The organism is Acinetobacter sp. TUM15064 (genome assembly GCF_008980265.1).
Lineage (GTDB): Bacteria > Pseudomonadota > Gammaproteobacteria > Pseudomonadales > Moraxellaceae > Acinetobacter.
In genome coordinates this window covers 1-1,613 of sequence record NZ_BKFU01000140.1, presented here as the reverse complement: position 1 = coordinate 1,613, position 1,613 = coordinate 1, and the positions used below count along the sequence as shown (strand labels likewise).

Genomic DNA, 1,613 nt, shown 5'->3' with positions numbered 1-1,613 from the left:
AAGCATATTCATAATATATAGATTGAAAGTTACCTTATAGACGAAGTCATTCCATGAAGAATGCTCTAATAAAATCAAGTAATCCTCAATTTCGTTAATATCTAAATCTGACGTGTTTACATCACTAATTTTATTACAAATTAAAATTTTCATATATTTCTAAAGTATTAAAAAATCAAAGCTACTCTATAAAAATTAATCAAATATTACTATAAAAAATTAGGGTGTGTTGACACTTTTAGCTTAAAAAAATAGCGAAGTAGTAAAATCAAATCGCCAAACCCAATTTTACTATTCGCTATGCCTCGTACCATGCTGACAGATCAACACTGGCAAAAGTTGAAAGTTATTCTGCGTAATTTATCCATTCACCACAACTCAAATTTACGCAATTTTATTGAAGCTATTCTCTATAGAATTAGAACAGGCTGTCCGTGGCGAGATATTCCTTGTTGTTTTGGTCATTCAAACTCTATTTTCAAACGTTTTAATCGTTGGTCAAGCAGCGGTAAGTTAATTAGATTATTCAAATTACTAGCCTCATGCCCCGATATGGAGTGGATTTTTATTGATGGCTCTCATGTACGTGCTCATCAACATTCTGCCGGCATAGCGAATCAATCTATTTCTAAAAGTGTAGGAGGAAACTCCTCAAAAATACATTTGATTGTTGATGCACATGGCAATCCTATTGATTTCATGATTACCGATGGAACCACACATGATGTTAAAGTTGCACCTGATTTAATATCAACATTAGATTTAAAAGAGACAAAAGTGGTATGTGCAGATAAAGGCTATGATTCAGAACCACTGCGTGAACAGATCAGGAAAACAGGGACTAAAGCGAATATACCAAAGAAAACAAATAGCCAATCCAACAATGACCATATGGACTGGTATTTATATAAAATCAGGCATTTAGTTGAAAATATGTTTTGTAGATTAAAGCAATTTAGAGGAATAGCTACTCGATATGACAAGCTCAAAAGAAATTATCAAAGTTCTGTTGCTTTAGCCTGTATATTTTTATGGCTACCTTTATAGGGTTAATTATGAACAGCAAGTGTCAACAGATCCTAGTTTAGTATTTTTTTTTGGCTTTGTTGCACAAACATTCAAAAGCTAAACTGAACCGTACCGGGTTTGTCGGAGGCTTTTTTATTTAAGTTAGGCCACCTGACCTAACGGATTAATCTTATCATAGTACATTGCTTCAAACTCAAAAGGCGATACATAACCTAGTGCACTGTGTACACGCTTTTTGTTGAACCAATCTACCCAATTTAATGTCGCAAGTTGTACATCCGCTAAACCTTGCCAATCTGCTTTTAAATATTCAATCACCTCTGTTTTGTATAAGCCATTCACCGTTTCAGCCAGAGCATTATCGTATGAATCACCAGTCGTACCGACTGATGCTCGTAAATTTGCTGCTTCTAAACGATTGGTATAGCGAATAGAAAGATATTGAACACCTCTATCTGAATGATGAATCACATTCTTTGGCATGCCTCGATCGTGCAATGCTTGCTCCAATGCATCGAGCACCATATCTGTATTCATTCGTGTAGATACTTTCCATCCAACAATTGCTCGTGAAAACACATCAA

The 1,613-nt window shown here is 34.8% G+C and carries 2 protein-coding genes; one reads left to right on the top strand and one right to left on the bottom strand.

The annotated features are described in order from the left end of the window. The first annotated feature begins 300 nt into the window (after nt 1-300). Nucleotides 301-1,047: an IS5-like element ISAba31 family transposase gene (locus tag GBI16_RS18040; RefSeq protein ID WP_125268873.1), complete on the top strand. Its 747-nt coding sequence runs from the start codon at nt 301-303 to the stop codon at nt 1,045-1,047. A 123-nt stretch (nt 1,048-1,170) separates the two neighbouring features. On the opposite strand, the gene GBI16_RS18035 is transcribed toward GBI16_RS18040, so the two are convergent. Beyond that, on the bottom strand, nt 1,171-1,613 hold a 443-nt coding region (locus tag GBI16_RS18035; RefSeq protein WP_032023737.1), incomplete at its 5' end, for a DDE-type integrase/transposase/recombinase.

Coding starts and splice junctions, on each gene's coding strand:
- GBI16_RS18040 (WP_125268873.1), top strand. CDS start 301: ATGCCTCGTACCATGCTGACAGATCAACACTGGCAAAAGTTGAAAGTT.